The following is a 3,437-nucleotide window of genomic DNA, read 5'->3' on the forward strand; positions in this document are numbered from 1 at the left end:
GTAGTAACGATATAAATTTGAGTAAAAATACGGATTTACGCGCCAAAACCTCTGGAGACTCGGCACAGGAGCGAGATGCATCAAATTTGACTACGTCTGAAAAAAGCTCAAACATCGCGGCTAAAATACCGCAAAACGTCCGAATAATCGGTTCGAAAGTGGGCTACCGCAGCTATAGCGGTGACCGCTTTCCGCTTATCGGGCGGCTTTACGACGAGGATTTTTACAAAGACAGTTATAAATCGCTACTTTGGACGAAAGGCAAGTCCAATCCGCATCCAAAATACGTGCCAAACGTTTACGTTAGCACCGCTCACGGCTCGCGCGGGCTCTGCACGGCCGTGCTTGGCGCCGAGCTTATCTGCGATCTCATTTTTGACCGTCCGCTTTGCATCGAAAAATCGCTTTTTGACGAGCTGCATTTGGCGAGATTTCTCGTTAGGAAACTCAAAAAAGGGCTGAAGTAGGCATAAAATTGGATTTTAAAGTCTGATTTTACGTTATTTGTTTTGCGTCAAATTCGGCATAAATTTGAGGCAGCGGCTAGTACTGATCAAATTTTATTTTTTATAAATTTAGTCGTTCTAGTTAAAGTAGCATTAGCGCCGTTTGCAGGCGTATATCAAAAATTGTTAAGAGCAGAATAAATTTGCGCATTGCGGCGCAAAAGCATAGCGCATAGGAAGCGGTAAATTTAGCTGAGTGGCTCAAAGCCAAAACGGCTAAAATGGCGAGATTCGCCTATTTTTTACCGAAAAAGTCGCCTGCGATCCTAAAAATATCATCTACGATCGAGCCGTCTTTGTTCTGATCCAAAAACTGCGTAAGCATTGACATCATGGAGCCGTTGTCCGCGGAGTCTTGCAAATTGGATGCTTTGAGTTGATTGTTTAGAATGCCCGCGATCATCGGCGCGATCATCGGTAGCAGGGTTTTGATGGAGTCTGCGCTGATGCCTAGCTGCGAGCCTATGTCGCTAGCTAGAGCCCTGCTGTTTTCTTTAGATCCCGTTAGTACGCCTAGTAGCTCGTTGCCTTCGGCGACACTGAAGTTTTGCGGGGTGCCAGTCATCTCGTCAAGGTTTGAGCGGCGGATCATCTCTAGAAAATTTGACGAATCGGTGTCAGATTTAAAATTCTCGTTGGCTCTTTGCATGAAAATCGGCGCGATCTTAGAAATCACGGCCTCTACGTCGTTTGCCGCCAGTCCGCTTTTTGCGACATCGCGTCTATCATACCGCTGGAGTTGCCCAAAAGTAGCTTTAATATATCCATTTTTATCCTTTTGATTTTTTCGCGAGTTTAAATTTGACCGCCGTTTGTTTAGGTTTAACGAGGCGGCGGCCAGGCAGGCTGGGATGGCGGCTTATTTGTAGTTTTTGATTGCCGCATCCAGGATCTCTTTCGCGGCATCGGCGTCTTTAAATTCTTTAACCTTGACCCATTTGTTAGGCTCTAAAATTTTATAAGTTTCAAAGAAATTTTTGATCTTATTTAGCGTGGCCTCAGGTAGGTCTTTGTAGCTTTTTATCCCGTCAAATCGCGGGTCGATCTTGGTAACCGGTACGGCTAGTAGCTTCTCGTCCATACCTGCTTCATCCTCCATCACGAGCACGCCGATTAGGCGGCACGGGATCACGCTACCTGCTTGCAGAGGGTATTCGTTTAGCACCAAGATGTCGGCAGGATCGCCGTCTGCTGCGAGCGTGTTTGGCACGAAGCCGTAGTTTGCCGGGTAGAACATCGCCGAGTAGAGCACGCGATCGACTACGACCGCGCCGCTATCTTTGTCGATTTCGTATTTGATGTTCGAGCCGTACGGGATCTCGATCACGGCGTTGATTTTGTCCGGGTTTGAGCCTGCTTTGATTTTTGAAACGTCCATTTTTATCCTTTGTAAAGCTCCTATCACGCGGCGTTTTGTAGCAAAACGCTTTGAGATACTTGCCTTGAAATTTGAGTAAGAGATTATATAAAATCTCGGCTAAATTTGGAGTAAAACGGAGTTGAAGTAGGCCAAAATTTGGCTGGCATTACGGCAACAAATTTGAGACTAAAAAGTAAAATTTGTAAATTTTTTTTGGGGGGGGGCGGACTAAAATTTGGGGAAATTTAAGGCGGCGAACCGCCCTAAAATTATTTGATTATTTCGATAGTTTTTACGTCGATAGAGGTTTTCATAAAGTCCTTATCGACCTCGCCGTAGATACGCACGGGCGTGTTTTCATCGACGGTTACTCCTCTCCAGTCCTTATGGTCGATCTCGACTTCGATCGCGTCGCCGTTTTTATCGACGAACTGGTAGTGCTCAGGGCGAAACTCGGAGACGATCTTGCCCTCAAGCACGACGCGAGCGTCATCCGGTAGCGCTAGGGCTTGTTTTACCGTGCTTGCGCTCATGGCGCCTTTACCGACGAAGCCGCCTTGATTTGTTGCGTTTTGCGTACTTGAGCCAGTAAATCCGCCGGCTGCAAACATTGCGCTAACAAGGGCTGTTGATAAAACTATTTTTTTAAACATTACGTATCCTTTAAAATTTTATGTGATTTTCGTGAAATCATAGTGCGGATTTTAATGATATTTCGTGAATTATTTGTTAATTTGGATTTATGGAAAGCTTAAATTTAGAGCCTAGCTTGAGGCTCTAAAATAATGTTTATAAGCTATTTACGAGAGCCTTGACGTCGGCTACGATAGGCTCAATCGCACGCTCGCCGTTTACGACGTGAAGCAGGCCTTTTTCTTTGTAAAATTTGCGTATCGCCTCGATCGGCTCTAGATAAACCTTCATGCGGTTGTTGAAAACCTCGTTGTTGTCGTCGGCTCCGCGTGCTCGTCCGAGTACTCTCTCGCGTGCGACGGCTTCGCTAACGTCCACTTCGATCACGCCTTTTAACGCGATCTCGTTTTGCGCGGCTAGCACCTTGTCTAGCTCGGTCATCTGCTCGACGCTGCGCGGGTAACCGTCGATGATGACGTTTGATTTGTCCGAGCTTTTGATCGCCGAGACGATCGCGTTTACGACGACGTCAAGCGGGACTAGGTTGCCTTTTGAGATGAAGCCGTCGATTAGTTTGCCTAGCTCTGAGCCGCTGGCAACCTCTGCGCGTAGCAGATCGCCGGTCGAGAAGTGCGCAAATTTAGCATCTTCTTGCGCGATTAGCGATGCGTCGGTGGTTTTGCCGGAGCCTGGAGCGCCGATGATTAAAAATAGTTTTTTCATAAATTTTCCTTTTGCAGCCTTGTCTTTTGAGTGCTTTTTGCGGAGTTAGTAAAATTTTGGCTCGATGAACTATATGTTCTATCTACGCCAAAATTTTACGTCGCAACCCCAAAAATCATCTCAAAATACTTCGGCTTCTTTTTATATAAAATTTTACCAATGCGTAAATCGAAGTATCGTGAGGCGTATTTAAATGTTGTGCGGAAAATTTTGGG

Annotated in this window: 4 protein-coding genes and 1 pseudogene; 1 reads left to right on the forward strand and 4 read right to left on the reverse strand. The window is 46.0% G+C overall.

Annotated features, from left to right (window positions below):
- A pseudogene (locus Q0338_RS10445) lies at positions 1-467 on the forward strand (bifunctional tRNA (5-methylaminomethyl-2-thiouridine)(34)-methyltransferase MnmD/FAD-dependent 5-carboxymethylaminomethyl-2-thiouridine(34) oxidoreductase MnmC); the annotation flags it as partial.
- A gap of 274 nt (positions 468-741) precedes the next feature.
- Here Q0338_RS10445 and Q0338_RS10450 read toward each other — a convergent pair.
- From Q0338_RS10450 to Q0338_RS10465, 4 genes are all read right to left on the reverse strand, one after another.
- Positions 742-1,182 carry a DUF937 domain-containing protein gene (locus Q0338_RS10450; protein WP_298086668.1) on the reverse strand — a complete coding sequence of 147 codons (441 nt, stop codon included), beginning with the start codon at positions 1,180-1,182 and terminating at the stop codon, positions 742-744.
- 183 nt (positions 1,183-1,365) lie between these two features.
- Positions 1,366-1,884, reverse strand: a complete 519-nt coding sequence (ppa, locus tag Q0338_RS10455) for an inorganic diphosphatase (RefSeq protein WP_295142531.1) — start codon at positions 1,882-1,884, stop codon at positions 1,366-1,368.
- 251 nt (positions 1,885-2,135) lie between these two features.
- A complete protein-coding gene (locus Q0338_RS10460; RefSeq protein ID WP_298086669.1) occupies positions 2,136-2,519 on the reverse strand; it encodes a NirD/YgiW/YdeI family stress tolerance protein in 384 nt (127 codons plus the stop codon).
- Between the two features lie 136 nt (positions 2,520-2,655).
- Positions 2,656-3,222, reverse strand: a complete 567-nt coding sequence (locus Q0338_RS10465) for an adenylate kinase (RefSeq protein ID WP_298058635.1) — start codon at positions 3,220-3,222, stop codon at positions 2,656-2,658.
- Positions 3,223-3,437 lie beyond the last annotated feature (215 nt).

Source organism: uncultured Campylobacter sp. (genome assembly GCF_938018145.1).
GTDB lineage: Bacteria > Campylobacterota > Campylobacteria > Campylobacterales > Campylobacteraceae > Campylobacter_A.

What these genes read in the sequence shown, in the direction of transcription:
- ppa (WP_295142531.1), bottom strand. Translation starts at nt 1,884, where the DNA reads ATGGACGTTTCAAAAATCAAAGCAGGCTCAAACCCGGACAAAATCAAC.
- Q0338_RS10465 (WP_298058635.1), bottom strand. Translation starts at nt 3,222, where the DNA reads ATGAAAAAACTATTTTTAATCATCGGCGCTCCAGGCTCCGGCAAAACC.
- Q0338_RS10460 (WP_298086669.1), bottom strand. Translation starts at nt 2,519, where the DNA reads ATGTTTAAAAAAATAGTTTTATCAACAGCCCTTGTTAGCGCAATGTTT.